This window comes from Patulibacter sp. NPDC049589 (genome assembly GCF_040675535.1).
In the GTDB taxonomy this organism is placed as follows: domain Bacteria; phylum Actinomycetota; class Thermoleophilia; order Solirubrobacterales; family Solirubrobacteraceae; genus Patulibacter.
Genome location: NZ_JBFAPC010000097.1, coordinates 1 through 21,890, shown reverse-complemented (window position 1 = coordinate 21,890; position 21,890 = coordinate 1). Strand labels below are relative to the sequence as shown.

Here is a 21,890-nt window from a genome sequence, read left to right as displayed (position 1 = left end):
GGCGGGCCGCTGCGGCGCGCTCGGCAGTCCGGCGGCGCGCGACCAGCCGGCGGTGTCGCGCCGCCCGACGCCGGACGGCCGCCCGATGGTGCACCGCGGTCCGGGCGACGGCGGCGACGCGGGTCAGCGGGGACTCGTCGGGAGCCGCGCCGCGGGGCGCGGCGACGGTCGGGGTCGCCGGTGACCGCGGCGGGGTCGTGGACGCCGCGAGCACGCTGAAGCCCACCGCGAGGGCCGCGGTCACGGACACCAGCCCGTGCCGCAGCAGCCGCGTCGTCCGCAGCGCCCGGTCGCGACGGCGCCGTGCCTCGCGCCCCGGGCCCACCGCCCGGTGCGTCCGGGCGATCATAGGGTCCGCGCCCGGAGCTTCAGGGCCAGGGCCGGGCACGCCCGCACGGCGCGGGCGGCGTGCGCGAGCTCGGCCGGGTCGTAGGCGCCGTCGAGCAGGACCGGGTAGCCCCAGTCGTCGAGGACGATGCCCTCCGGGAACAGCTCGGCGCAGAGGCCGTGGCCGACGCACGCGATCGGGTCCACCGCCAGCTCCCGCCCGTCCCGCGTCGCCCTGCCCGGCGACGTCACGCGTCGCCGGGGCGTGGTCGGCCGGGTGCTCATGCGGGCACCGTCCGCCGCGTCCGACCTGCCGGCGCACCCGTCGCGCAGGCCCGGCAGGAGCCGTGGTGGGCGTGGTCGTAGAGCTCCTCGGCGAAGAGGACCGTGGCGCTGTGGATCATGCGGGCGGTCCCGGTCGGGTGGGCGCACGCTCCGCGTCCGTCGACCATCGCGGTCCAGCGGTCCAGCAGCGCGAGCTCGCGAGCCCCGGCCGTGCCGACCGCGAACGCGTGCAGGGCGCCCGCGATCGCGTCGAGGCCGCTGACGCACGGACCGCACTGGCCCGCGGACTGCCCCGCCATCCAGGCCCCGAGGGTGGCGACCCGCCGGACCGGGCACTCCGAAGCGCCGAGCGCGATGACGACGCCCGCGCCGACCGACGCGCCCAGCGGCCGCAGGGCCGTGTCCGTGAGGGCGGGGGCATCCCGCGCGTCGATCCAGGCCCCGAAGTAGCCGCCGATCAGGAGCGCCCGCAGCGGCTCGGTGGGGTGGCCCGCCGCGGCGACGAGCGCCGGGATCGGGGTCCCGACGGCGACTTCGCGGACGCCACCCGCCGCCAGGGCGCCGGAGAGCGTCACCAGGGTGGTCCCGGGACGCTCCGCGGTGCCGTGGTGGCGGAACCAGTCGTGGCCGTGACGGGCGATCAGCGCGACGTGCGCGAGGGTCTCGACGTTCTGCAGCAGCGTCGGCCGGCCGTCGCGCCCCCGCTCGCCCGGCCGGGGCGGGGTGACCCGCGGCCTGGCCGGCCGGCCCTCGAGGTGCGCGAGGACGGCGGTCTCCTCCCCCGCGACGTAGCCGCGGGCCGCCGCGAGGAGCCGGACGGCCGGCTCGCGGCGACCGTCGCGCTCGCGGACGGCCGCCCCGAGACCCGGCAGGGTGCCCGCCGGCGCGACGACGTGGATCTCGGTCGCGCCGAGGGCGCGGGCCACGAGCACCGCGCCGTCGAGCACGAGGTGCGGCTGGGTGTGCAGCAGCAGCCGGTCCTTGCCGGAGGCGGGCTCGCCCTCGGTGCCGTTGACGACCACGACCGGGCGGGCGCGCCGGCCGGCGTTGGCGGCGACGGCCGCGAGCTTGCGGGAGGCCGGGAAGCCGGCGCCGCCCCGGCCGCGGAGGCCGGCGGCGCCGAGCGTCCCGACGAGCGCGTCGAGGTCTCGCGCACCGACCCCGGGCAGCGGCCCGTGGACGGCGTCGTGGTCTCGCAGCGGCACGGCGCCGTGCGGCACCGTCGCGGAGAGCAGGCGGTCGATCATCGGAGGGCTCCCGTCGGGGCGTGGATCGTGGTCGGGACGACCGGGGCGGTCGGTGCCGACGTCGCGGCAGGCCGGGGGGCGCGGGTGAGCCGCGCCCAGACGGCGGCGGCCACCGTCACGGCACAGGCGCCCGTGAGCCAGAGCATCCAGCCGCCGTGGGGCACGTCCGTGCCGTTGCCCAGGCCGTGGGCGACGGCGACGGGCCAGCAAGCGTAGGCGAGCCAGTGGACGGCCTTCCACTGCCTGAGGCCGATGCGGGCCCGCAGGAGGCTGGTGACGATCAGCGCGAGCAGCAGGTCGAGCGAGAGCGCGCCGAGTCCGACCCAGAGCGGCCGGTAGTGGCCGGCGAAGGGGATGACCGCGTCGGCGAGGTCGATCGCGACGTGGCGGTCCAGGACCGCCGTCGTGATGTGGACGGCGAGCAGCGCCACGACCAGCAAGGACGCGGTCCGGTGCAGGTGGTCGACGACGAAGCGCGGGGTGTTGCGCGGCGCCCAGCGGCCGTGGTTGGCCACGCCGAGGGCGAGCGTCATCGTCAGCAGGACGAGGCTGACGGCCCCGGTGCCCCGCATGAGGTACCAGAGGGCGTTCACGACGCACCCGAGGTGACCGCGGGGGCCTGGGTCGTGCTCGAGGCCGCGGCGGGCGGCGGCGCGACGTGGCCCGGAGCGACGAGAGCGGCGGCGTTCCGCGATCCGGGGAGGGAGCCGGCGGTCGCGGCGGCCAGGCCGCTGAGGCCGAGGACCAGCGCGGTGCTCAACGCCAGCAGGGTGGTCGTCAGGCGGCGCGCGAGCCGCAGGCCGCGGTCACGCAGGCGCGACGGGTCGCTCGGCCCCGGGCGGGGATCGGGGTGCTGCTTCGGGGAGGTCATGGGCCCATGTCGGTTCGGTGCGATCGGCCGACCGGCGGTCCCGGGAGCCCCGGGGATGACGGCCGGCGAGGTGTCAGGAGATGCGCGCCACCGGGGGCGCGGCGACGAGGCGCCGGGCGACGGTGGCCCGGGCGCCGAGCACGGCGCCGGAGAGCGCGACGACGCAGCCCTCGATCCACAGGCTGGCGAGGCCGAGGCCCTCGGTCCAGTTGCCGATGTCGCCGTGGTCCTGCGGCAGCCCGGTCGTCCGCGTCAGGACGAACCCGATGATCGCGCTGGCGGCCAGGCCGCCCGCGGCCGCCCACGCGAGCTTCGAGCCGGTGCGGATCAACTCGGCACCGACGGCGATCGCGCCGAGGATCAGGGCGATGTACATCCAGAACATGTACGGCGTCTCCGTCCACTTGCCCGGGGCGTCGAGCAGGTGCACCAGGCCGATGCCGCCCATCCCGAGCACGCCCACCGCACGGGCGATGGCGTCGCGGACGGTCGAGTCGACGGTGGGATCGGTGGGATTCATGAGGTGGCTCCGGATGTTGTTGGGGTGTCGGGAGGGCGGATCGCCGTCTCGTGGTACCCATGGTGCGCCCCACCCCGCCAACCGCCGGGCAGCGCCCCGACAAGCTTTGGCAAAGGCCCGTTCCAAGGCCCGCGTCCGCCCTAGGATCACCGTGTGGAACGCCTACTGGTGGTCGAGGACGACGACAGCATCGGGGAGCCCCTCGTGCGCGCCCTGCGCCGCGAGGAGTTCGAGGTCGAGCACGTCACCAGCGGGGAGTCGGCGCTCGTCCGGCTGGCGAAGGTCCGGTTCGACGTGGTCGTCCTCGACATCGGCCTGCCCGGGATCGACGGCGTCGAGGTCTGCCGGCACATCCGGCGCGAGCACCACGCCACCGCCGTGCTGATGCTCACCGCGCGCAGCTCCGAGCTCGACGAGGTTGTCGGCCTCGACGCCGGCGCCGACGACTACGTCACCAAGCCGTTCAGCCTCGCCGTCCTGACCGCCCGCGTCCGGGCCCTCGTGCGTCGCCAGGGCGCGCCGACCGTCGGGCCGGACGCGATCGAGGTCTCCGGCCTGCGGATCGACCGGTCGTCGCGCCAGGCCTGGCGCGAGGACCGGGAGCTCGAGCTCGCCCCGAAGGAGTTCGACCTGCTCACCACCCTGGCGTCGCACGCCGGCGAGGCCGTGCGCCGCGAGCAGATCATGAGCGAGGTCTGGGACGAGAACTGGTGGGGCTCGACCAAGACGCTCGACGTCCACATCGGGTGGCTGCGCCAGAAGCTCGCGGACCCGCCGCTGATCACCACCGTCCGCGGCTACGGGTTCCGGCTGGAGCGCACGTGAGGCGGCGGCTCCTGCGGTCCACGCTGGCGATCGCGCTGGTCGCCGTCGTCGTGCTCGGCCTGCCGCTGGGCGTCGTCGGGACGGCCCTGCTGCACCAGCGCGCCGACATGCGGCTGGAGCGCCGCGCCGACACCGTCGCGCTGCGCGTCGCCCGCGCCGAGTCGGCCGGCACGCCGCTGACCACGGCGCTGGTCGCCGACCTGTTGCCGAAGGACCAGGCCGTGCGGGTCACGATGGACCACCGCCGGATCACCCTCGGGACGCTCCCGACGGGCGCCGTGACCAGCGTGACGTCCGGCGACGGCGGGCCGCTGCGCGCGACGCTGGTGGCGCCCGCGGCCGTCCGCGGCGACGACGTCGGCAGCGTCTGGGCCGCGATCGCCGGCCTCGCGGTCCTCGCCCTGGGCGCCGCCGTTGCGCTGGCGACCGTCCAGTCCCGACGGCTGGCGGCGCCGCTGGAGGAGCTGTCGCGACGGGTCGAGCGCGTCGGCGAGCCGAGCTACGACGACCGGCCCGTCGCGGGCAACGTGCCGGAGATCGACCGGGTCCAGGTCGCGCTCAACGACGCCGACGGCCGGCTGGCCGACCTGATCCGTCGCGAGCGGGAGTTCACCGCCAACGCCTCGCACCAGCTGCGCACGCCGCTGACGGGCCTGCGGATGCGGATCGAGGAGATCCGCGCGCTCGCCCAGGCGCCGGCGATGACCGTCGAGGCGGACGCCGCGCTCACGCAGGTCGACCGGCTCGTCACGACGATCGAGCACCTCGAGACGGCCGCGCGCCACCGCGACGACGAGCCCGGCCGGATCGACGTCGGGTCCCTCATCGCCGAGCACGTCGAGACCGGGCGCTGGCGCTCGCGGTTCGACGACGCCGGGCGCGACCTCCTCGTCCTCGCGGACGGCCGGACCGACGGCCGCGCCGATCCGGAGACCGTCCGTCAGGTGCTCGACGTTCTGCTGCAGAACGCGCTCCAGCACGGGTCCGGGCGAGTCCGGGTGCGCACGTCGTCGGAGGGCGGCTTCGTCCGCCTGCGCGTCGCCGACGACGGTCGTCTGGAGGGCCCGCACGCCGCCGTGATCTTCGCCCGCGGCGTGGGGGCCGGGAGCGGCATCGGGCTGACCGTCGCCCGGGAGCTCGCGCGCCGCGACGGCGGGGACCTGCTCTTGGTGGGCACCGCGCCGACGACGTTCGAGGCGCTCTTCCCGGCGGGGCGGCCCGTATGACCGAGCTCCTGTGGATCGCCGGCATCACGTTCGCCGTCTGGGCGCTCAGCTGCGTCGCGATGGTCCTCTTCGCGCGGCGCCTGCCGCCCGGGCTCCTGCGGGACCTCCTGGAGTTCCTGCCCGCCTGCGTCACGACGGCCCGCGCGCTGCGTGGGAACCCCGAGGTCCCGCGGCGCGCGAAGGTCGCACTCCTGATCGCGGTCCTCTGGGTCCTGTCCCCCATCGACCTGCTCCCCGAGTTCCTGCCGGTGATCGGACCGCTGGACGACGTCGTCGCGGTCGTCCTGCTGATGCGCTTCGCCGCCCGCAGCGTCCCCCGCCCGCTCATCGACGCCGCCTGGCCCGCGAATCCCCGGCTGCTGCGGCGGATGCTCGACGGCCGCCAGGGCGACGGGCCGGCGCCCGCCGAGGACTGATGCGTCGCGGCCGCCGGTCGCGGTGACCGTCGAAGAGCACCACGGCCGCGGTCCGGACGGGGCCCGTCGGACCAGCCGTTCTCGGCGCCCTGATCAGCCCGCCTGCGTCGTCTTCTCGAGCTGCTTCGCCGCCGCGCTCACGCACTGGCTGAACGGCGTGCCCCTCCGTCCCTGGACGTGCTTCTTGCTGAGCGCGCGGCAGGCCGCCTTCGGCGACGTCGTCGTGCCGTCGTCGATCTTCGCCAGGGCCACGACGCACTGGCTGAAGGGCGTGCCCTTCCGGCCCTTGACGTGCGTCTTCGACAGGCCCTTGCACAGCACGCCGTAGCCGTGCTTCCGCTCGGCCGGCGTGGGCTCGGCCGGCGTCGTGGTGGTGGTCGTGGTGGTGGTGGTGGTGGTGGTGGACGGCGTCGTCGGCTTGGGGCCGTGGGGAGCGCCGGCGGGCTGGTCAGCCGTCGCGGACGCGGCGGCCGCTCCCAGCGACATGCACGCGGCGGCCGCGGCGGCGAGGGCGATGGTCCTGCGGTTCGGGTTCGTGTCCATGCGGGTACGACGACGCTCCGGGCCGAAGGTCAGGCGCGACCCCGCACGACGTCGTGCCCCGAGCACCGGGACGCGGCCGCGCTCCGGCTGGCCGACCTGGTCGCGCTCCACGGGGCCGGGCACGTCGTCGAGGCCCGGCGCGAGGGCGAGGTGCTCACGCTGCTCGCCGACGGGCTGCGCTACCGCGGGATCGCCGACGTCCTCGGGATCAGCGTCGCCACCGCGCGGGCCCACCTGCGCAACGTCTCCCGCAAGCTCGGCGTCGCCAACCGCGCGCAGGCGGTGCTGAAGGCCGCCGAGGACGCCCGGCCGGTGACGCCGGAACGACGGGACTGCGCATGCCGTCCGCGAAGCCGCTCCCTCCCGTCGTCCCACGACCGTCCGCCGGCCGGCGGGGCCGGCGCAACGACCGCGGGGCCTCAAGGTCAGGTGCGACCCGGCGACGTTCAGACCTTCGTCGAGCGGGCTCATCCGGCCGGTTCCCCGGGGTACCGACCCGCCCACGTCGCAGCCAGCGTCGTCCCCCACGAAGGAGAAGTCATGACCTACGGAACAGCGCTGTTCCTCATCGCCGTCGGAGCGATCCTGCGGTTCGCGGTCCACGCGAGCACGAAGGGCTTCAGCATCCACACCGCCGGCACGATCCTGATGGTGATCGGGGTCGTCGGCCTGCTGCTCAGCCTGCTCTGGGGGCTGGTCTACGACCGCCGCCGCGACACCGTCGTCGTCGACGACCGTCCCCGCGCCCGGTACTAGGGAGCACGGCCATGAACCTCTACGGACTCGTCGTCCTGCTCGTCGTCGTCGCCCTGGTGCTCTTCCTCGCGAAGATCGCCATCGGCGGCGGCATCATCGGGATCGTGGCGCTGATCCTGCTCGTCTGGGTCGTCCTCAACGGCCGGCGCGCCGGCGGGCCGCTCCGCTAGCCCGCACGCCCCGGTCACCGGTCGACGCGGCGCCGCGCCTCGGGAGTAGAACCTGACCTTGACGGGCACAGGGCGTTCCTCGTGCATGGACCGGCCGAAGGGCACCACCGATGACCTCAGGAGCACCAGTGTTCGCGTCCCGCTCCCGGGGTCGACGTGCCCGCGCGCGGGCCGGCGACCCGGAGGCCTTCGCGGCGCTCTACGCCAAGCACGAGCAGGAGCTCTTCCGCTACTGCCGCTCGATCCTCGGGAGCGAGGAGGACGCCCGCGACGCGCTGCAGAACGCGATGACGAAGGCGTTCGCGGCGCTGCAGACCGAGCGCCGCGACCTGGCGCTCCGCCCCTGGTTGTTCCGGATCGCGCACAACGAGGCGATCTCGCTGATCCGTCGCCGGCCGCTGACGTCGGAGCTCGACGAGACGATCGGCGGCCCCGACGACACGGTGGAGCGGGCGGTGCAGACGCGCGAGCGCCTGGCGCTGCTCCGGGCCGACCTGCAGGACCTGCCAGAGCGGCAGCGCGGTGCCCTCGTGATGCGCGAGCTCAGCGGGCTCAGCCACGAGCAGATCGGCGAGGCGCTGGGGACCAGTGCCCGGGCGGTGAAGCAGACGCTCTACGAGGCGCGCAGCAGCCTGAACGACTGCGCCGAGGGTCGTGCCATGCGCTGTGACGCCGTCCAGCAGGCGCTGTCGGACGGCGACGGCCGGGTCTCGCGGACCCGACGTATGCGCGCCCACCTGCGCACCTGCCGGTCGTGCGAGCGGTTCCGCGTCGCGCTCGCCCAGCGGCCGGCGGACCTCGCCGCGCTCTCGCCGGCCGTGCCGCTGCTGGGCGCCTCCGGCGTGCTCGCCGCGCTCAAGGGCACCACGGTGGCCGGCGGCGCGGCCGGGGCGACGGCCGGCGCCGTCACGGCCGGGGCCGGTGCCGGCGGGTTCGGCGCCACGGTCCTCGGGGCGGGCGCGGCGAAGATCGCCGTCGTGGCGGCGTCGGTCGCGCTGGCGGGCGGTGCCGCGGTCGTGGCGCGGACGTCGGTCGCCGACGGTGAACAGGGCGGATCCGGGCCCGCGGCCGGCCGGACCCGGCCGGCCGCCCAGAACCCCGCCACGTCCTCCTCGGCCGCGACCGCCCGGACGGCCGGCGGCACCGCGACCGTGGGCAGGGTGCCACGTGCCAGGAGCGCGCCCGCGGTCACGACGGGGGCCGCTCCGACGGCGACGACGACGAGGCGAGCGGGGACGAGCCCGGCGACGGCCACCGGTGCGCGGGCCGAGCAGGCCGCGGCGCGCGATGCCACGAAGGCGACCCGGGCGGACACCAAGGCGACGGGCGCGGCGCGCGCGGCGCAGGCGAAACAGGCAGCGGCGGCGAGGACGGCCGACAAGGCCGCGAAGGCCGACAAGGCGGTGAAGGACGCCGCCAAGGCCGATCGGGCGGCCGACGCCGCCAAGGCCGCCGACGACGCGCGAGATGCGGCCAAGGCGGCGAAGGACGCCGCCAAGGCCGCGAAGGACGCGACGGCGGCCGAGGACGCGATTGGCGCCGGGGCCGCGAGCCCGGCGGGGCCCGGCAAGCCGTCGAAGGGCACCCCCGCGACGGGCGCCGGTGGGTGACCGTCGCGGACCGGTCCGCGCCACCGGCCCCGCATCGATCGCCCTCGATCGCCGTCATCGTCGTCCTCGCCGGTTGCGGCGAGGCCCCGGCGCCGGGGCTCGGCCCCGCGGCGCGCAACGCGACGCGCCGCGCGACACCCGACCGGCCCCGTGGCGCGGGCGGCCGATCCTCGGTGCTTCGGTGGCGAGGACATCCGGCGACGCTCCCTCACCCGGCCGTCAGCACCACCGAGCGCGTCGCCAGCGCGGCCTCCTCCGGCCGGTGGGCGACGATCATCGCCGCGCGGCCCGGCGCGGCGTCGAGGACCGCGCCGATCGCCGCGACGGCCTCGTCGGCCGGCAGGTGGCTGGCGGGCTCGTCGAGGAGGACCAGGGCGTGGCCGCGGGCGAGGACGCCGCGGGCCAGGCCGATGCGCTGCCGCTCGCCGCCCGAGCAGCGCGCGCCGCGCTCGCCCAGCGGGGTCCCGAGACCATGGTCGAGGCCGTCCAGCCAGTCGCCGGCGCCCACCGCCCGGAGCGCGGCGAGCAGGTCGTCGTCGGTGGCCCCGGGCCGGGCGAGCGCGAGGTTCGCCCGCAGGTCGGCGTCGAAGAGGTACGGATCCTGCGGCAGCTGGAGCACGGCCGCACGCAGGGCACGGCCGTCGGCCGTCCGCAGGTCGCAGCCGCCGACGGACGCCTCGCCCGTCCACTCGCCGGGATCCACGAAGCCGACCAGGAGGTCCGCGATCGTGCTCTTGCCCACGCCGCTGGGCCCGACGAGCGCGACGCGCTCCCCCGCCCCGATCGACAGGGACGCGTCGCGCAGGACCGTCCGGCCGCCGCGGCGCACCTCGACGCGCCGCAGCCGGACGACGCCGCCGTCGGGGCGTCCCGTCCCGCCCGGCCCGGCGGTCGCGGCCAGCGCCTCGACGCGGCGCACCGCGTCGGTGCCGTCGTGCAGCTCCCGCGCCGCCTGCGGCAGGCCGCTCAGCGCCTCCCCGAGCCCGAGGGCCAGGAGCGCGAGCAGGCCGACCGCCGTCGGGCCGATCCGCCCGTCGGCGCGCGCCACGAGCGCCACGGCGAGCACCGCGACCACGCCGAGCCCGGCGATCGCCGTCGCCACGGCACCGACCGCGGCGTCGCGGGTGGCCACGCGCAGCTCGAGCGCCGTGAGGCGGTCCGACGCGGCGGCGACCGTCCCGGCGTGTCGGTCGGCGGCGCCGGACATGACGATCTCGGGCGCGGCGTCGAGGGTGGTCGCCACGTCGCGGACGACCCGTGCGCGCAGCGAGGCGAGGCGCGCGGCGGTGCCGCGGCCGGCGCGCCGGGCGACCGCGGGGACGACCGCCCCGAGCAGCACCGCGACGACGAGCACGACGACGCCGGCGACCGGGAGCACCAGGGCCGCCGCGGCGACGCCCGCGAGCGCGACGAGCAGGCCGGCGGCCAGCGGGGCGAGCGAGCGGAGGAAGACGTCCTGGACGCGGTCGACGTCGGCGACGACGCCGTCGAGGAGCTCGGCGCTCGAGCGCCCGCCGACGGCACCCGGCACCCGCGGGACGAGCGCCGCGAACGTGCCGGCCCGCAGACGGGTCAGGGTGCCGAGCACGGCGTCGTGCCCGACGAGCCGCTCGGCGTAGCGCGAGGCGGCCCGGAGGACCCCGAGACCGCGGACGCAGACGATCGCCACCGTGAGCGAGAGGACCGGCGGCTGCTCGGCGGCCCGGGCGATCAGGTAGCCCGACAGCGCCAGCAGCGCGGTGCCGGCGAGGCTGGAGACCGCCCCGAGGGCGGCGGCTCCGGCGAGCCGCCGGCGTTCGTCCGGCGACGCGATCCGGAGAGCCCGTCGCACCGTCGTCAGGGTCCGCTCGGGGGCGACGGTGCTCATGCGGGGACTCCGGAGGTCGGGACGGGAGCGGTCGGGACGGCGTCGGTCCGGGTGCGGGCCGTCGGTGCGCTCCCGAGCCCCGCGGCCGCGCGGTCGCGGCCGCCGTCGCGGAGCGCCACGATCTCGTCCGCGAGCCGCAGCGGCGCGGCGTCGTGGGTGCAGAGGACGGCGGTGCGCCCCCGCAGCAGCCGCTCGAGCGCGTCGACCACCCCGGCCGAGGTGACGGCGTCGAGGTTGGCCGTCGGCTCGTCCACGAGGACGAGGAGCGGCCGGCTCGCGATCGCGCGGGCGATGGCCACGCGCCGGCGCTCGCCGGCCGACAGCGGGAGCCCGCCGTCGCCCACGGCGGTGTCCAGTCCGGCGGGCAGGGCGCGCAGCAGGGGCCCGAGGCCGACGTCGTGCAGCGCGGCGGCGACGTCCGCGTCGTCGGCCCCGGTGCCGAGCGCGACGTTCTCGCGCAGCGTCCCCGGCAGCAGGACCGGGTGCTGGGGGATCCACGCCACCCCCGCGCGCCAGCCGTCGAGGTCCGCCGCGGCCAGGTCGACGCCGCCGCAGGAGACCGTGCCCTCGTCGGGGCCGCGTAGGCCGGCGAGCAGCCGCAGGACGGTGGTCTTCCCCGCGCCGGGCGGCCCGACCAGCGCGGTCGTCCGGCCGGCGGCCACGTGCAGGTCGAGCCCGTCGAGGGCCCGCCGCTCGCGCCCCGGAGCGACCACGCGGACGCCGCGCAGGACGACGGGGTCGCGGGCCGGATCGGGGAGCGCGCCGGCGGGGTCGCCAGCCGGGACGAGGTGCTCGCGCTCACCGCCGTCGACCAGGGCCCGCAGGACGGGCTCCGCCTCGGCGGCGGCGTGGTACTCCGCGCCGAGCCGGCGCAGCGGGGCGAAGACCTCGGGCGCGAGCACCAGCGCGGTGATCGCCGGGGCGAACGTCATGTCCCCCGCCGCGAGCCGGATGCCGCACGCGACGGCGACGAGGGCCGTCCCGAGCATCGCGACGAACTCCAGGACGAAGCCCGAGAGGAAGGCGGCGCGCAGGACGGCCATGGTGCCGCGACGGTAGGACTCCCCCGCCCGCTCCACCTCGCGGACCTGGAACTCCTCGCGTCCGAACGCCCGCAGCACCGGGAGGCCGCGGAGGACGTCGAGGAGGTGGCCGTCGAGCAGCGCGAGGGCGGCGGTCCGGTGCTCGGCGGCGTCGCGCGCCTGCAGGCCGACGAGGGCGAGGAAGAGGATCACGACCGGGACCGCGAAGGCCAGGAGGCCCGCCGAGAGCGGGTCGGCGACGGCCACCGCGGCGAGCGCCAGGACCGGGCCGACGGCCCCGACCACGCGCTGCGGCACGTAGCGGCCGGCGTAGTCCGACAGGGCCCCGGCGCCGTGGACGCTGGTGGCCGCCAGGGCGCCGGGCCGCGCGGCGCCGGAGGATGCGGAGGCGAGGGTCGCGACGACGATCCGCCGGCGCAGCGCGGCGACGGCGCGGTGACCGGTGCGGCGGCCGTCGATCTCGGCGGCGGCGCCCAACGCGGCACGCAGGAGCACCGCCGCGGCGAGGGCGGCGAGGGTCCGGGCCGCCTCGCCCGTCTGCGGGACGCCGTCGACGCCGAGCGCGATCGCGTGCGCCAGCAGGATCGCCCCGGCCAGGGTGCACGCCGTGGCGGCCACGCCGAGCGCAGCCGTCCGGCGGGTCAGCGGCCCGAGCTCCGGGGCGAGCGTCGTCAGGTCCTGTCGTCCGCGGCGGGCCATGTCAGGCGTCCTCGGCGGCGCGCCGCTGCTTCAGCGCGTCGAGCGGGCTCGTCGCGGTCGAGAAGTCCTCCGCGGAGACCCGGTGACGGAAGACCCAGTAGGACCAGCCCTGGTACAGGAACACGACGGGCGCCATGACGACGGCCACCCAGGTCATGACCTTCAGCGTGTAGGGCGAGGACGCGGCGCTCGCGACGCTCAGCGTGCCGGCCGGGTCGTCGGTCGACGGCAGCACGTTCGGCCACAGCTGGGCGAAGAGCAGCACGGCGGCGCCGAGGATCGTCACGACCGTGCCCGCGAACGCGGCGGACTCGTGACCGCGCAGCAGGGCCGCTCCGCCGGCGACGAGGCCCGCGACGGCGAGGACCACCCCGACGGCACCGACGACCGACGCGCCGCCGCCCCGGCCGAACAGCGACCAGAGGCCGAACGCCGCGACGAGCGTCGTCGCCACCGGCCACACCCGCACCGCCAGGCTCCGGCTGCGTTCCCGCAGCGGCCCCTCGGTGCGGAGGCCCAGGAACGTCGCGCCGTGGAGCACGAAGAGCGCGAGGACGGCGACGACGCCGAGCAGCGCGTAGGGGCTCAGCAGGTCCAGCAGGTTCCCGGTGAAGTCGCTGTTCGCGTCGAGTGGGATCCCCCGGACGACGTCGGCGAGCGCCGCGGCCACCATCGCGGGCGCCAGCACCGAGCAGACGACGAGCACGCGGTCCCAGCGGGTGGTCCAGACGGGGTCGTCCTCGTGCTTGCGGCGGTACTCGATGGCGAGGACCCGCAGGATCAGCGCGACGAGCAGGATCAGCAGCGGCAGGTACAGAGCGCTGAACATCGAGGCGTACCAGTTGGGGAATGCCGCGAACATCGAGGCGCCGGCGACGATCAGCCAGACCTCGTTGCCGTCCCAGACGGGGCCGAAGGTGCGGATCATCTGGTCGCGCTCCCCCGGGCCCTTCGCGAGGACGAAGAGCAGCATCCCGACGCCGAAGTCGAAGCCCTCCAGGACGAGGTAGCCGGCCCAGAAGGCGGCGATGAGGAGGAACCAGACGGTGGGGAGGTCCATGAGCGTGGGAGCCGGATCGATTCGCGGTCGGGGGTCAGTAGGCGAGGGACGGCACGCGCGGGTGCTCGTGGTCCTCGTCGTGGTCGTCGTGCTCGGGGGACGGGAGGTCGCCGTCGCCGGGCGCAGCGGGCGGCCGGGCCCCGCCGTCGGGGCCCTTGCGGGCGAGCTGCGCGAAGAGGCGGAACTCGATCGTCCCGATGGCGACGTAGAGGACGATGAAGACGCCCAGCGAGATCGCGATCGTCGAGACGCCGATCTTCGACACCGCGTCCTGGGTCTTCAGCAGGCCGGTGACGACCCACGGCTGGCGACCGACCTCGGTGAACATCCAGCCCGCGGCGTGACCGACGAACCCGGCGACGAGGGTGCCGAGCGCCAGGCGGCGGAACCACGCCCGGGTGGCGAGCCGCTCGATCCGTCCGGGAGCCCGGCGCATCAGCAGGAGGCCGACGACGGCGACGCCGAGCATCCAGAAGCCGAGGCCCATCATCAGGCGGAAGGTCCAGTAGGTGACGCCGACGATCGGGTAGTACTCGGCCTTCGCCGGGTCGCGGCCGTGGGCGCGCTCGTACGGCGCGAACTCGCGCTCGTACTGCGCCTGGAGGTCGTCGATCCCCCGCACGGTGCCGGTGAAGCTGTTGGTCGCGAGGAACGACGTCAGGCCGGGGATCTTCAGCTCGAACGACGGTCGGGCCGGCTTCTTCTCCAGCGGCGCGATGGTCATCAGCGACAGCGGCGCGCTCCGCTCGGTCGTGTAGAGCGCCTCGGCGGCGGCCATCTTCATCGGCTGCTTCTCGGTCATGTACTGCCCGAAGACGTGCCCGACGACGATCGTCAGCAGCGACGCGACGAGCATGCCCTTGAGGCCCCACGACAGCGAGCGGCGGAAGAACGCCGTCTCGTGACCGGGTCGCCGGCCCAGGTGCCAGACGGAGATGCCGACCAGCAGGCCGGCGGCGGTGAGGACGGCGGCGGGGATGGTGTGGAGGTACGCGAAGACCGCGTTGCCGCTGGACAGCACCGCCCAGATCGAGGTCAGGGCGGCGTTGCCCGTGTCCGGGTCGATGCGGTAGCCGACCGGGTGCTGCATCCAGGCGTTGGCGGCGAGGATGAAGTACGCCGACAGGTTCGTGCCGACGAAGACGAGCCAGATCGACGCCAGGTGGATCCGCTTGGGCAGGTGGTCCCAGCCGAAGATCCAGATCCCGAGGAACGTCGACTCGAGGAAGAACGCGGCGAGGCCCTCCATCGCCAGCGGCGCGCCGAAGACGTCACCGACGTAGCGCGAGTAGGCGCTCCAGGCCATGCCGAACTGGAACTCCTGCACCAGGCCGGTCGCGATGCCGATCGCGAAGTTGACGAGCAGCAGCTTGCCCCAGAACCGCGTCATCCGCCGGTACTGGTCGTCCCCCGTGCGGACCCAGCGGGTCTGCATCAACGCGACGAGCCCCGATAGACCGATCGTCAGCGGGACGAAGATGAAGTGGAAGACCGTCGTGAAGGCGAACTGCCAGCGGGCGAACTCGAGGAGCATGGGGTCGTTTCGCGGCGAGGGAGGGCGGGACGCGGCCGTTCTCGGACCGTGCCGCCACGCTACGAACGGCCGCCGCGGCGCTCATCCGTGCGGATCCCGGAACGGGTTGCGGGCGACTACGCATCCGCCGGCGGGGCGCTGGGTCCTGTCCGGCGGCGCGGCCGAGACCGCGGTGGACCACGTGATCGACGACGGAGAATCCCGGATGGCGGTACGCCGGCCCGCGCCTACGCTCGGTCCATGTCGACGACACCCCGCCCGCTCTCCGCCATCCGTGCATCGGAGGTGATGCACGCGCCGATCGTCCTCTGCGACCCCACGACCGATCTGCACCACGTCGCCTCCCGGATGGCGGCCCACCAGATCCACGCCGTCGTGGTCGACGGGAACGACCACCGCCACGCCGGGGCACGCGACGGGCTGGCGATCGTCTCCGCGGACGACCTCGTCCGCGTGGCCGTCCAGCGCGGGCCGGGTCTCACGGCCGCCGCGATCCCGTCCGACCCCGTCGTCTACGTCGACGTCGACACGCCGCTGAGCACCGTCGCATCGATCCTCAGCCGCGAAGGCCGGTCGCACGCGCTCGTCACCGACGCCGGCGGGCCCGTCGGCGTGCTCTCCAGCCTCGACGTCGTAGCGGCGCTCGCGGGGCTCAGCGCGTTCTGACGTGGCTCGCGATGTCTGCGGGCGGCGGGCCTCCGACGGCGAGCACTCGTCGAAGCGTCGCCGCGGGTCACCGGGACCGCGTCGATCCACACGCCCGTCGCGTAGTCGACCGCAGTGATCCCGCGCGGATCCCTCGATGTGCGGGACGGGCCGCGGTGATCGGCTGGGGGTGTACCGCCACCGACTCCGCGAGCACCCCATGGCCACCGCCCTCGACACCCCGACCACCTTCCCCGCGCCCGGCTCCGCCGACAGCCCGGTGACCGTGCTCCCGCAGTACGGCAACTTCATCGGCGGCGCGTTCGTGCCGCCGGTCGACGGCCGCTACCGCGACAACCGCACGCCCGTCACCGGCGAGGTCTTCTGTCGGGTCGCCGACTCCAGCCCGGCCGACCTGGAGCTCGCGCTCGACGCCGCGCATGCCGCCAAGGACGACTGGGCCGCCCGCTCGCCCGCCGAGCGCGCCGCCGTGCTGAACGCCATCGCCGACGCGCTCGAGGACAACCTCGAGCTGCTCGCCGTGGCCGAGAGCTGGGACAACGGCAAGCCCGTCCGCGAGACCCTCGCCGCCGACCTGCCGCTGGCGATCGACCACTTCCGCTACTTCGCAGCCGCCGTGCGCGCCGAGGAGGGCCGCATCACCGAGATCGACGCCGAGACCTACGCCTACCACTTCCAGGAGCCGCTGGGCGTCGTCGGCCAGATCATCCCGTTCAACTTCCCGCTGCTGATGGCAGCGTGGAAGATCGCTCCCGCGCTGGCCGGCGGCAACTGCACCGTCGTCAAGCCCGCGAGCCCGACCCCGTGGTCGATCCTCAAGCTCTGCGAGGTCATCGCGGACGTCGTCCCCAAGGGCGTCATCAACGTCGTCAACGGCCCCGGCGGCCAGATCGGCAAGGCCCTGGCCACCAATTCGCGCATCGCGAAGGTGTCGTTCACGGGCTCCACCGAGATCGGCCGCCAGATCATGGGCTACGCCGCGGAGAGCCTGATCCCGTCGACCACCGAGCTCGGCGGCAAGTCGCCGAACGTCTTCTTCGCCGACGTCATGGACCAGGACGACGCGTTCCTCGACAAGGCCGTCGAGGGCCTCGTCATGTTCGCGTTCAACAAGGGCGAGGTCTGCACCTCCCCCACGCGCGCGCTGATCCAGGAGTCGATCTACGACCGCTTCATGGAGCGCTGCATCGCCCGCCTGCAGACCCTGCGTCAGGGCGACCCCCTCGACCCGGAGACGCAGGTGGGCCCGCAGGTCTCCGCCCACCAGCGCGAGACGATCGAGGGCTACGTCGCCATCGGCCGCCACGAGGGAGCCGAGGTCCTGATCGGCGGCGACCGCCCGCAGTTCGGCGACCGTCTCGACGGCGGCTCGTTCTACGAGCCGACCGTGCTGAAGGGCGACAACTCCATGCGGGTCTTCCAGGAGGAGATCTTCGGGCCGGTCCTCGCCGTCACGACGTTCGAGGACGAGGCCGAGGCCATCGCGATCGCCAACGACACGATCTACGGCCTCGGCGCCGGGGTCTGGACTCGCGACGGCACGCGCGCCTTCCGCGTCGGCCGGGCGATCCAGGCCGGCCGCGTGTGGACCAACTGCTACCACCTCTACCCCGCCGGCGCGGCGTTCGGCGGCTACAAGGCCTCCGGCGTCGGGCGCGAGAACCACCGCATGATGCTCGAGCACTACACGCAGACGAAGTGCCTGCTGGTGAGCTACGACCCGAAGCCGCAGGGGCTGTTCTGATACGTGCGCCTGGTTGTCACGTGGCCGTGGAAGATCGCGGCCGCTGTGGCGGTCGGGCCGGGCAGGCCCCGGCGCCGGCCGGTCCGGTCCCGCCTGCGTGGAGTCGCCGGCCCGGCCGGGGCGCCCGTCGTCCGGCAGTCGACTCCGTAGTGCCCCGCAGCCCGCAGCGGGGTCTCTCCCCATGTGCTGCCGCCGAGCCCGACCTACGCTCGATCCATGAAGACGATCACGCCCCTGACCACCCTCTCCGAACGCGCCCTGCAGGTCGAGCACGCCGTCAACGGCGCCGCGTCGCGGACGCGGGAGGAGCTCGTCGACCAGGTCTCCGGCGCGCGCGACGCCGCCCAGCACGGAGCGTCCGGCCTGCAGGCCGGCGCCGCGGTCGTCCGCGACGAGGTGTCGGGCTGGTGGAAGGACCTCCACCAGAGCTGGGCCACGAACGTCGCGCGCATCCGGAAGACCGAGGACCACGCGAAGGCCGATCACGACGCGGCGGACGCCGAGGCCCGCGCCGACCGGGCGGACGCCGACGCCGACGCCGCTCTGGCCCTCGCCTACGCCGCGCTCGACGAGGCGGAGTACGCGATCCTCGACTCGTCCCTGGCCCGGATGGACGCCCGGGACGCGCGCGACGCCGTCTGAGCCGTGATCCCGGGGAGCACGACCACCGGGGCCGTCGTGGACCCGAGCGAACCGCACGAGCGGTGACTCGCCCGGACACGGGCGCGACGACCGCCGCGGCGGTCGTCGGCGCGCGGCTGCGCACACTGGCGCCACGGACCTCCGACTACGCGGGACTCCGCGACCGGGGGTGGGTCGGCGACCTGATCGCCGGCGTCACCGTCGCGGTCGTGGCGTTGCCGCTGGCGCTGGCCTTCGGCGCGGCGTCCGGGGTCGGCGCGACCGCCGGCCTCGTGACCGCCGTCGTGGCGGGGACCCTCGCGGCGGTCTTCGGCGGCTCGTCCGTCCAGGTCTCCGGGCCGACGGGAGCCATGACCGTCGTCCTCGTGCCCCTCGTCGCGACGCACGGCGCCGGCGTCGTCCCCGCGGTCGCCCTGCTGGCGGGCGTGTTCGTCGTCCTCGCGGGCGTCCTCGGGCTGGGGCGCCTCGTCGCCTTCATCCCGTGGCCGGTCGTCGAGGGCTTCACGTTCGGGATCGCCGTGGTGATCGCCGCCCAGCAGGTGCCCTCCGCTCTCGGGGTCGACAAGCCCGACGGCGAGAACGCCGCGCTCGTCGCGGCGCGGGCGATCGGCCGGTTCGCGGAGCGCCCCGACCTGGGCGTGATCGCCCTGCTCGTCGTCGCCGCCGGCCTGACCGCCCTGCTTCCGCGGTTGCACCGGGCGCTCCCGTCGAGCCTCGTCGCGATCGTCGTCGCCACGGTGCTCGCCGGCGTCCTCGGGATCGACGTCGCGCGCATCGGCGCGCTGCCCAGCAGCCTGCCCACCCCCGCGCTCCCCGACCTCGACGGGCTCGGCGCCCTCGTGGTGCCCGCGCTGGTGGTGGCCGCGCTCGCGGCCCTCGAGAGCCTGCTCTCCGCCGAGGTCGCCGACGGCATGAGCGACCGCGGCCGCCACGACCCCGACCGCGAGCTCGTCGGCCAGGGGATCGCGAACGTCGGCTCGGCGTTCTTCGGCGGCCTGCCGGCGACCGGGGCGCTCGCCCGGACCGCCGTCAACGTCCGCTCCGGTGCCCGCACGCGGGCCGCCGCGATCGTGCACGCGCTCGTGCTGCTCGGGCTGATGGCCGCCGCGTCGGGCGTCGTCGGGAGGATCCCCCTCGTGGCGCTCGCCGGCGTGCTGCTCGTGACGGCCTGGCGGATGGTCGAGCGGCGCACGGTCTCCGCAGTGCTGCGGTCCACCCGCACCGACGCCGCGATCTTCGTGCTGACCGCCGGGGCCACGGTCGTCTTCGACCTCGTGACCGCGGTCGAGCTCGGCATCGCCGTCGCGGTCCTCGTCGCCGTCGTCAAGCTCGCGGGCACCGCGCAGGCCGTGCGCGAGGAGCCGGACTTCGGCGTGGGAGACGCGGAGGAGCGCGAGCTGCTGCGGCGCCACGTCCTCGTCTACCGCCTCGACGGACCGCTGTTCTTCGCCGTCGCGGCGCGGTTCCTCAAGGAGCTCACCGCCACGACCGACGTCCGCGTCGTCGTCCTGCGGCTCGGCAACCTGGCGATGCTGGACGCCACCGGCGCTCGGGCCCTCGGCGCGATCGTCGAGGAGCTGCACGACCGCGGCATCGAGGTGCTGCTGAAGGTCGCGGACCCGGCGCACGTCGGACTGCTCCGCAGCGTCGGTGCGTTGGACGAGGTCGAGCGGACCGGACACGTCTTCGCCGAGCTCGAGCCGGCGCTGGAGCTGGCGCGGCTCCTGGCCCGGCGGCCGGACCCGGCGGCCCCGGCCGCCGGGACGACCGCCGGACCCGTGGCCGTCTGACCCCGCCCGGTACGCCGCCTCAGCGGACGGCCGCGGTCGCTGCGGTGCCCGTACGGGGGCGAGCCATCGGCGGCTGCAGCCGGAACACCGTCCGCGCCGCGCCGGCCGTCCCGTCGAGGACCGCGGCGATCGCCTCGTTGACGTCCTCGAGCCGGGCGTCGCTGCGCTCGACGCGCGTCAGGCCGCGACGGTGGAGCTCGAAGACGTCCACGACGTCCTGGTGCGTGCCGACGATCGACCCCTTGACCGTGAGGCCGCCCACGACGGTCTCGAAGATCGGGAGACCCATCACGTTCTCCGCCGGCATCCCGACGCAGACGAGGGTCCCGCCGCGCGCGAGGGACCCGAGGGCCTGCTCGAAGGCCTTCGGGCTGACGGCCGTCGCGATCGCCGTGTCCGCGCCGCCGAGGGCCTGGATCACCGCGACCGGGTCCTGCTCCCGCGCGTTGACGACGTGGTCGGCGCCCAGCGCCGTCGCGGTCGCGAGACGTTCCGGGTTGACGTCCACGGCGACGACCTCGGCACCGGTGATCTTCGCGTACTGCATCGCCAGGTGGCCGAGGCCGCCGACGCCGAAGACGACGACGCGGCTCGACGACGTGCAGCCCGAGGCCTTCACGGCCTTGTACGTCGTGACCCCGGCGCACGTCAGCGGGGCGGCGTCCGCAGGATCGACACCGTCGGGAACGCGGACGACGTGGCGGGCCCAGCCGACGACGTACTCCGCGAACCCACCGTCGACGGAGTAGCCCGTGTTCTCCTGTGCCTCGCAGAGCGTCTCGCGGCCCGAGTTGCAGTAGCGGCAGTCGCCGCAGGCGTAGCCGAGCCACGGGACGGCGACCCGCATGCCGAGCTCGATCCCGTGGGCGTTGCCGAGACCGATCTGCTCGACGAGCCCGACGACCTCGTGGCCCGGGACGAACGGCGGTGCCGGCTTGGCGGGCCAGTCGCCGTGCGCGGCGTGGATGTCCGTGTGACAGAGACCGCACGCCTCGACGCGGATCAGGACCTGCTCCGGGCCCGGGGCGGGCACCGGCACCTCGTCGATCGTGAGCGGCTCGGTGAACTGATGGACGACGGCGGCCTTCATGGCGTGCTCCTCGGGGTGCGTGGCGGCGATGTCGCCGGTGCCCCCAGACTGCCCGCCGGCGGCCACAGCGCCATCCGGGTGATCCCCGGCGGCGAGCGGGTAGTTCGTCCCCCGGCCGCGAGGTCGCGGTGATCGCGCGGGCGGTGCGGCGAGACGACCGAGCGGCACGTGATCGGCTTCGACGACCGGGAGCACCGCGAGCATCCCCGACGACGCGGTCATCCGCTACGTCACGGCGATCAAGGCCGACAAGCAGCTGGTCGTCGCCCACGGCACCGCGGCGGACATCGAGTTCGCCCGGCGCGTCCTGGCCGACGGCGCCGCGGAGACGGTCGAGTCCCACCTCGGCACCGTCGCCGTGGCCGAGACCGCGGCCTGATCCCGTGTCCAGCGTGCGGCCCGCGCGCTAGGCCGTCCGCTGGCCGGGGCCGCGCCGCATCCGGACCAGGGCGTCGTCCGCGCGGCCGACCAGCGTCGCCGCGGTGTCCTTCGCGGCCAGCACGGCGAACCCGGTGCGGATCGCCGCCCCGGGCGGCTGCGCCAGGCTCATCGCGATCCCCGCGAAGCGCTGCTCGGCCGTGACGAGGGGCAGACCGGGCATGACGCAGACGAACTCGTCGCCGCCCAGACGCACGACCAGGTCGTAGGGGCGCAGCCGCTCGCGGACGGTCGCGATGACCCGCTGCAGCAGGAGGTCCCCGGTGGCGTGGCCCCGTTCGTCGTTGACGGCCTTCAGCCCGACGACGTCGAGGTACGTCGCGACGAGCACGCCGCCGGAGCGATGGCTGCGACCGATCTCGCGGTCGAGGTCCGCCAGGCCCGCGGAGCGGGTCCGCGCGCCCGTCAGGGCGTCGGTCTCCAGCCGAGCTTCGCGACGATGCTCTGCTTCATCACGACCGACGCGCGGCTGACCGCCGAGACCGCGGACCTGCTGCTCGGCGTCTGCGGCCCCGAGGATC

Annotated in this window: 22 protein-coding genes and 1 pseudogene; 10 read left to right on the top strand and 13 right to left on the bottom strand. The window is 75.5% G+C overall.

Features of this window, described 5'->3' with window-relative positions; genetic code table 11:
* The 6 genes and pseudogenes from AB0L40_RS17565 to AB0L40_RS17540 all read right to left on the bottom strand — a co-directional run.
* Positions 1–325, bottom strand: a pseudogene (locus tag AB0L40_RS17565) (hypothetical protein); the annotation flags it as partial.
* A 20-nt stretch (positions 326–345) separates the two neighbouring features.
* Positions 346–612: a ferredoxin gene (locus AB0L40_RS17560; RefSeq protein WP_364357247.1), complete on the bottom strand. Its 267-nt coding sequence runs from the start codon at positions 610–612 to the stop codon at positions 346–348.
* Entirely contained in the window at positions 609–1,859 is a 1,251-nt protein-coding gene (locus tag AB0L40_RS17555) for an NADH-ubiquinone oxidoreductase-F iron-sulfur binding region domain-containing protein (RefSeq protein ID WP_364357245.1), read from the bottom strand. Before AB0L40_RS17555 ends, AB0L40_RS17560 begins: the two co-directional genes overlap by 4 nt.
* Positions 1,856–2,452: a ferric reductase gene (locus AB0L40_RS17550; RefSeq protein ID WP_364357242.1), complete on the bottom strand. Its 597-nt coding sequence runs from the start codon at positions 2,450–2,452 to the stop codon at positions 1,856–1,858. The genes AB0L40_RS17555 and AB0L40_RS17550 overlap by 4 nt, the downstream gene beginning before the upstream one ends.
* On the bottom strand, positions 2,449–2,730 hold the full coding sequence (locus AB0L40_RS17545; protein WP_364357239.1) for a hypothetical protein: 282 nt from the start codon (positions 2,728–2,730) through the stop codon (positions 2,449–2,451). The genes AB0L40_RS17550 and AB0L40_RS17545 overlap by 4 nt, the downstream gene beginning before the upstream one ends.
* 73 nt (positions 2,731–2,803) lie before the next feature.
* Positions 2,804–3,250, bottom strand: coding sequence for a hypothetical protein (locus AB0L40_RS17540; RefSeq protein ID WP_364357236.1), 447 nt, complete (start codon positions 3,248–3,250; stop codon positions 2,804–2,806).
* 153 nt (positions 3,251–3,403) lie between these two features.
* On the opposite strand from AB0L40_RS17540, the gene AB0L40_RS17535 reads away from it, so the two are divergent.
* The 3 genes from AB0L40_RS17535 to AB0L40_RS17525 are packed head-to-tail and all read left to right on the top strand — an operon-like array spanning position 3,404 to position 5,717.
* Positions 3,404–4,075: a response regulator transcription factor gene (locus AB0L40_RS17535; RefSeq protein WP_364357233.1), complete on the top strand. Its 672-nt coding sequence runs from the start codon at positions 3,404–3,406 to the stop codon at positions 4,073–4,075.
* Positions 4,072–5,301 (top strand): HAMP domain-containing sensor histidine kinase, encoded by a 1,230-nt coding sequence (locus AB0L40_RS17530; protein ID WP_364357230.1) that lies wholly within the window; start codon positions 4,072–4,074, stop codon positions 5,299–5,301. Before AB0L40_RS17535 ends, AB0L40_RS17530 begins: the two co-directional genes overlap by 4 nt.
* A complete protein-coding gene (locus tag AB0L40_RS17525; RefSeq protein WP_364357227.1) occupies positions 5,298–5,717 on the top strand; it encodes a DUF1232 domain-containing protein in 420 nt (139 codons plus the stop codon). Before AB0L40_RS17530 ends, AB0L40_RS17525 begins: the two co-directional genes overlap by 4 nt.
* A 93-nt stretch (positions 5,718–5,810) precedes the next feature.
* Here AB0L40_RS17525 and AB0L40_RS17520 read toward each other — a convergent pair whose 3' ends face one another.
* Complete coding sequence (locus tag AB0L40_RS17520) at positions 5,811–6,383, bottom strand: hypothetical protein (RefSeq protein WP_364357256.1); 573 nt, start codon at positions 6,381–6,383, stop codon at positions 5,811–5,813.
* On the opposite strand from AB0L40_RS17520, the gene AB0L40_RS17515 reads away from it, so the two are divergent.
* The 3 genes from AB0L40_RS17515 (at position 6,348) to AB0L40_RS17505 (ending at position 8,796) form a co-directional block, all read left to right on the top strand.
* Positions 6,348–7,016 carry a helix-turn-helix transcriptional regulator gene (locus AB0L40_RS17515; protein ID WP_364357253.1) on the top strand — a complete coding sequence of 223 codons (669 nt, stop codon included), beginning with the start codon at positions 6,348–6,350 and terminating at the stop codon, positions 7,014–7,016. The two genes, AB0L40_RS17520 and AB0L40_RS17515, sit on opposite strands and share 36 nt — an antisense overlap.
* An 11-nt stretch (positions 7,017–7,027) precedes the next feature.
* On the top strand, positions 7,028–7,186 hold the full coding sequence (locus AB0L40_RS17510) for a hypothetical protein (RefSeq protein ID WP_364357224.1): 159 nt from the start codon (positions 7,028–7,030) through the stop codon (positions 7,184–7,186).
* A 110-nt stretch (positions 7,187–7,296) separates the two neighbouring features.
* The gene (locus AB0L40_RS17505) at positions 7,297–8,796 is read left to right on the top strand and encodes a sigma-70 family RNA polymerase sigma factor (RefSeq protein ID WP_364357221.1); all 1,500 of its coding nucleotides are present in this window, start codon (positions 7,297–7,299) and stop codon (positions 8,794–8,796) included.
* 208 nt (positions 8,797–9,004) lie between these two features.
* Here the strand turns inward: AB0L40_RS17505 and cydC are convergent, their stop codons facing one another.
* The 4 genes from cydC to AB0L40_RS17485 are packed head-to-tail and all read right to left on the bottom strand — an operon-like array spanning position 9,005 to position 14,999.
* Positions 9,005–10,663 carry a thiol reductant ABC exporter subunit CydC gene (cydC, locus tag AB0L40_RS17500; RefSeq protein ID WP_364357218.1) on the bottom strand — a complete coding sequence of 553 codons (1,659 nt, stop codon included), beginning with the start codon at positions 10,661–10,663 and terminating at the stop codon, positions 9,005–9,007.
* Positions 10,660–12,405, bottom strand: coding sequence for a thiol reductant ABC exporter subunit CydD (cydD, locus tag AB0L40_RS17495; RefSeq protein ID WP_364357215.1), 1,746 nt, complete (start codon positions 12,403–12,405; stop codon positions 10,660–10,662). The genes cydC and cydD overlap by 4 nt, the downstream gene beginning before the upstream one ends.
* Before the next feature lies 1 nt (position 12,406).
* Positions 12,407–13,465, bottom strand: coding sequence for a cytochrome d ubiquinol oxidase subunit II (gene cydB / locus AB0L40_RS17490; RefSeq protein ID WP_364357212.1), 1,059 nt, complete (start codon positions 13,463–13,465; stop codon positions 12,407–12,409).
* Between the two features lie 34 nt (positions 13,466–13,499).
* The gene (locus AB0L40_RS17485; RefSeq protein ID WP_364357209.1) at positions 13,500–14,999 is read right to left on the bottom strand and encodes a cytochrome ubiquinol oxidase subunit I; all 1,500 of its coding nucleotides are present in this window, start codon (positions 14,997–14,999) and stop codon (positions 13,500–13,502) included.
* Between the two features lie 240 nt (positions 15,000–15,239).
* On the opposite strand from AB0L40_RS17485, the gene AB0L40_RS17480 reads away from it, so the two are divergent.
* The 4 genes from AB0L40_RS17480 (at position 15,240) to AB0L40_RS17465 (ending at position 19,841) form a co-directional block, all read left to right on the top strand.
* Positions 15,240–15,665, top strand: a complete 426-nt coding sequence (locus AB0L40_RS17480; RefSeq protein ID WP_364357206.1) for a CBS domain-containing protein — start codon at positions 15,240–15,242, stop codon at positions 15,663–15,665.
* A gap of 199 nt (positions 15,666–15,864) precedes the next feature.
* Positions 15,865–17,409 carry an aldehyde dehydrogenase family protein gene (locus AB0L40_RS17475; RefSeq protein WP_364357203.1) on the top strand — a complete coding sequence of 515 codons (1,545 nt, stop codon included), beginning with the start codon at positions 15,865–15,867 and terminating at the stop codon, positions 17,407–17,409.
* A gap of 216 nt (positions 17,410–17,625) precedes the next feature.
* Positions 17,626–18,051, top strand: a complete 426-nt coding sequence (locus AB0L40_RS17470) for a hypothetical protein (protein WP_364357200.1) — start codon at positions 17,626–17,628, stop codon at positions 18,049–18,051.
* 62 nt (positions 18,052–18,113) lie between these two features.
* A complete protein-coding gene (locus tag AB0L40_RS17465; RefSeq protein ID WP_364357197.1) occupies positions 18,114–19,841 on the top strand; it encodes a SulP family inorganic anion transporter in 1,728 nt (575 codons plus the stop codon).
* A 19-nt stretch (positions 19,842–19,860) separates the two neighbouring features.
* On the opposite strand, the gene AB0L40_RS17460 is transcribed toward AB0L40_RS17465, so the two are convergent.
* Together AB0L40_RS17460 and AB0L40_RS17455 are read right to left on the bottom strand one after the other, a co-directional pair.
* Positions 19,861–20,931: a zinc-dependent alcohol dehydrogenase gene (locus AB0L40_RS17460; RefSeq protein ID WP_364357194.1), complete on the bottom strand. Its 1,071-nt coding sequence runs from the start codon at positions 20,929–20,931 to the stop codon at positions 19,861–19,863.
* A 406-nt stretch (positions 20,932–21,337) separates the two neighbouring features.
* Positions 21,338–21,727, bottom strand: a complete 390-nt coding sequence (locus AB0L40_RS17455) for a GGDEF domain-containing protein (protein ID WP_364357250.1) — start codon at positions 21,725–21,727, stop codon at positions 21,338–21,340.
* Positions 21,728–21,890 lie beyond the last annotated feature (163 nt).

Coding starts and splice junctions, on each gene's coding strand:
- AB0L40_RS17505 (WP_364357221.1), top strand. CDS start 7,297: ATGACCTCAGGAGCACCAGTGTTCGCGTCCCGCTCCCGGGGTCGACGT.
- AB0L40_RS17480 (WP_364357206.1), top strand. CDS start 15,240: ATGTCGACGACACCCCGCCCGCTCTCCGCCATCCGTGCATCGGAGGTG.
- AB0L40_RS17510 (WP_364357224.1), top strand. CDS start 7,028: ATGAACCTCTACGGACTCGTCGTCCTGCTCGTCGTCGTCGCCCTGGTG.
- AB0L40_RS17470 (WP_364357200.1), top strand. CDS start 17,626: ATGAAGACGATCACGCCCCTGACCACCCTCTCCGAACGCGCCCTGCAG.
- AB0L40_RS17485 (WP_364357209.1), bottom strand. CDS start 14,999: ATGCTCCTCGAGTTCGCCCGCTGGCAGTTCGCCTTCACGACGGTCTTC.
- cydD (WP_364357215.1), bottom strand. CDS start 12,405: ATGGCCCGCCGCGGACGACAGGACCTGACGACGCTCGCCCCGGAGCTC.
- AB0L40_RS17555 (WP_364357245.1), bottom strand. CDS start 1,859: ATGATCGACCGCCTGCTCTCCGCGACGGTGCCGCACGGCGCCGTGCCG.
- AB0L40_RS17525 (WP_364357227.1), top strand. CDS start 5,298: ATGACCGAGCTCCTGTGGATCGCCGGCATCACGTTCGCCGTCTGGGCG.
- AB0L40_RS17560 (WP_364357247.1), bottom strand. CDS start 612: ATGAGCACCCGGCCGACCACGCCCCGGCGACGCGTGACGTCGCCGGGC.
- AB0L40_RS17545 (WP_364357239.1), bottom strand. CDS start 2,730: ATGACCTCCCCGAAGCAGCACCCCGATCCCCGCCCGGGGCCGAGCGAC.
- cydC (WP_364357218.1), bottom strand. CDS start 10,663: ATGAGCACCGTCGCCCCCGAGCGGACCCTGACGACGGTGCGACGGGCT.
- cydB (WP_364357212.1), bottom strand. CDS start 13,465: ATGGACCTCCCCACCGTCTGGTTCCTCCTCATCGCCGCCTTCTGGGCC.
- AB0L40_RS17540 (WP_364357236.1), bottom strand. CDS start 3,250: ATGAATCCCACCGATCCCACCGTCGACTCGACCGTCCGCGACGCCATC.
- AB0L40_RS17475 (WP_364357203.1), top strand. CDS start 15,865: ATGGCCACCGCCCTCGACACCCCGACCACCTTCCCCGCGCCCGGCTCC.
- AB0L40_RS17460 (WP_364357194.1), bottom strand. CDS start 20,931: ATGAAGGCCGCCGTCGTCCATCAGTTCACCGAGCCGCTCACGATCGAC.